Raw genomic sequence first — 3,271 nt, forward strand, 5'->3', positions numbered from 1 at the left:
TGCAATGAAAGCCTTTCGATTCTATTGGATGACGGCAATGGTGGCCTTCATGCAATGAAAGCCTTTCGATTCTATTGGATGACGGCAATGGTGGCCTTCGGCCTGTGCTCGCCGGCGCGGGCCGCCGATCCGCTGCCGTCCTGGAACGAGGGCAAGGCCAAGCAGGCCATCGTCGCCTTCGTCGAGAGGGTGACCAAGCCGGGCAAGGATTACGTCCGGCCCGAGGAGCGGATCGCGACCTTCGACAATGACGGGACGCTCTGGACCGAGCAGCCGCTCTATTTTCAATTCATTTTCCTGATCGACCAAGTGAAGGCCGCGGCTCCGAAGCATCCGGAGTGGAAAAGCAATCCGGCCTACCAGGCCATTGAGAAAAACGACTTCCAAGCCCTCGCGGCCTTAGGTCACAAGCCCGTGCTCGAGCTGGTGGCGGCGGCCAACACCGGAATGTCGACCGAGGAATACGAGAAGACGATCCGGTCATGGATCGATACCGCCAAGCACCCTCGCTTCAAGCGCCTCTATAAGGATCTGACTTATCAGCCGATGAAAGAGGTCCTGGCCTACTTGCGAGCCAAGGGCTTCAAGACCTTCATCGTCTCGGGCGGGGGGATCGAGTTCATGCGCCCTTGGACCGAGCAAGCCTACGGCGTTCCGCCGGAGCAGGTCGTCGGCTCCAGCATCGAATTGAAATACGAGCTGCGCGACGGCAAGCCGGCCCTGATTCGCGAACCCAAAATTCATTTCGTCGATGACGGTCCCGGCAAGCCGGTGGGGATCTTCCAGCATATCGGCCGCCGGCCGATCGCGGCCTTCGGCAATTCCGACGGCGACTTGCAAATGCTGCAATGGACGGCCGCCGGAAACGGGCCCTCGCTGATGATGCTCGTCCACCATGACGACGCCGAGCGTGAATACGCCTACGACCGCGAGTCCAAGATCGGCACCTTGAACAAAGCCTGGGACGAAGCGCTGGCCAAGGGTTGGACCGTGATCAGCATGAAGGAAGATTGGAATAGGATTTTTGGGAAGTGAACCCGGTAACCAAAGGAGGGGAAGGATGGTTTGGAAATTTCGTTTTCGTTGTTTAGCGGCATTGGTTCTGATTTTGGCTCCCACCGCCGGCCGGGCCGCCGAGACGCTCAACCCCAACCAGATTCGCGCCATCGCCAAGGAAGCTTATATCTACGGCTTCCCGCTGGTGGACAACTATCGGGTTCTTTATTCCTACGCCGTCGACAAGAGCGGTCCCGAGTACAAGGGGCCGATGAATCAAATTCACAACACGGCCCGGGTTTACACGCCGGAAGACAAGGCGATTCAGACACCCAATTCCGACACCCCCTACTCAACGGCCATCCTCGATTTGCGGGCCGAGCCCTTCGTGGTCAGCCTGCCGGCCATCGAGAAGAACCGCTATTACTCGGTCCAAATGGTCGACCTCTACACCTTCAATTTCGACTATCTGGGAACTCGGACCACCGGCAATGGGGGAGGGGACTTCCTGGTGGCGGGGCCGAATTGGAAGGGCGAAGCGCCCAAGGGAATCAAGAAAGTTTCCCGGGCCGAGACCGAAATGGTCATGCTGCTATACCGAACCCAGCTCTTTGGCCAAGCCGATTTGGAGAAGGTTAAAAAAATCCAAGCCGGCTACAAGGTCACGCCGCTCTCGGCCTACCTGAAGCAGCCGGCACCGCCGGCACCGCCGGCCATCGATTTCATCAAGCCTTTGACACCGGCCGACGAGCGCAAATCGCTGGAGTTTTTCAACGTCCTGAATTTCGTCCTGACGCTTTGTCCGACCGTGCCCAGCGAGGTCGAGCTTCGCCAACGCTTCGCCAAGATCGGAGTGGAGCCGGGCAAGGTTTTGAAGGTGGCCGGGCTCAGCCCTCAAATGGAAGCCGGGCTGAAGCAGGGCATGGCCGACGGCCAAAAGGCGATCGAAGCCCAGATCGCCTCGTCGACTTCTTCCGCTGATTTCTTCGGAACCCGGGAGATGCTCAAAAACAACTATTTGGATCGGGCTGCCGGCGCCCAGGCCGGGATCTACGGCAACACCAAGGAAGAGGCCTTCTACGTTCTTTACCGGACCGATGGGGACAAGCAGCCGCTCGATGGTTCCAAAGCCGACTATACCTTGCGTTTTGCGCCGGGCCAGCTGCCGCCGGCCAAGGCTTTCTGGTCCTTGACGATGTACGGCGCCCAAGATCAGCTGCTGGTGGCGAATCCGCTCCATCGCTATCTCATCAACTCGCCGATGCTGCCGGAGCTCAAGAAAGATCCCGACGGCGGCACGACGCTCTACATTCAAGCCGAATCGCCGGGTAAGGAGAAGGAGCCGAATTGGTTGCCGGCTCCCAAGGGACTCTTCTTCGCCGTCCTCCGGATTTATTTACCTAAGCCCGAAGTGCTGGATGGAACTTGGCAGGCGCCGCCGGTCGTGAAGGTTAAATAGAATGGCTTTTCCCATGACACTAAGAAAGCGAGCCGCGGTTGTTCTTATCACGGGCCTGGCCTTTCTCTTCGCCTTCGGGGCGCGGGCCGCCGAGGGCCCGCCCGAAGCCGCCGGCCACGACTCAACCAACCTGAACAAGCAGTTACAAAACCCGGTCAGCTCGTTGATCAGCGTTCCGCTCCAGTTCAATTTCAACTTCAAGACCGGGCCCTTCGACCGCAGCCAATTCCTTTTCAACTTCCAGCCGGTCATCCCTTTCCACCTGGCCGGCGAATGGTCGATCGTGACCCGCACCATCATGCCCTTCCTGGTCCAGCCGGTGGACCAGACCGAAACCGACTTCGGCCTTAGCGACATGCAGGAATCGCTCTTCTTCGCGAGGAGTTGGGGAGCCTTCACGATGGGCTTGGGCCCGATCTTCCAATTTCCGACCGCAACTAACGAGACCCTTGGCGCCGGCAAGTTCGGCATCGGCCCGACCGGAGTTTTCGTCCTCACCACCGGGCCGATCGTCGCCGGCGTCCTGGTCAACAACGTCTTCTCGGTGGCCGGTGACCCCGACCGGCCCGGTGTCAACCAGATGCTGCTCCAGCCTTTCGTCAATTACAATTTGTCGGGCGGATGGGCGCTCAGCCTCGTCAATTCCCAGATCGTCGCCAACTGGAAGGCTCCCAACGACGACCGCTGGCTCTTGCCCTTGGGTCTCGGCTTCTCCAAGACCTTCGTCGCCGGCAAGCAGCCGATGAACGCCGGCGCCAACATGTTTTACAACGTGATCCGGCCGGACAATGGGCCGGATTGGCAGCTGCGCTTCAA

3 protein-coding genes are annotated in these 3,271 nt (G+C 59.4%); all 3 read left to right on the plus strand.

Features of this window, described 5'->3' with window-relative positions; genetic code table 11:
* Window positions 1–78 precede the first annotated feature (78 nt).
* A complete protein-coding gene (locus tag VJR29_07505; protein ID HKY63250.1) occupies window positions 79–1,035 on the plus strand; it encodes an HAD family hydrolase in 957 nt (318 codons plus the stop codon).
* Window positions 1,036–1,060: 25 nt separating this feature from the next.
* On the plus strand, window positions 1,061–2,455 hold the full coding sequence (locus VJR29_07510; GenBank protein HKY63251.1) for a DUF1254 domain-containing protein: 1,395 nt from the start codon (window positions 1,061–1,063) through the stop codon (window positions 2,453–2,455).
* A gap of 13 nt (window positions 2,456–2,468) precedes the next feature.
* Window positions 2,469–3,271, plus strand: an 803-nt coding sequence (locus VJR29_07515; protein ID HKY63252.1) for a neuromedin U, incomplete at its 3' end; no start/stop codon positions are given.

The sequence above is a fragment of the bacterium genome, assembly GCA_035281585.1.
Classification (GTDB): Bacteria; UBA10199; UBA10199; order DSSB01; family DSSB01; genus DATEDP01.

Excerpts from the sequence above, each read along its gene's own strand:
- VJR29_07510 (HKY63251.1), top strand. The coding sequence starts at position 1,061 with ATGGTTTGGAAATTTCGTTTTCGTTGTTTAGCGGCATTGGTTCTGATT.
- VJR29_07505 (HKY63250.1), top strand. The coding sequence starts at position 79 with ATGACGGCAATGGTGGCCTTCGGCCTGTGCTCGCCGGCGCGGGCCGCC.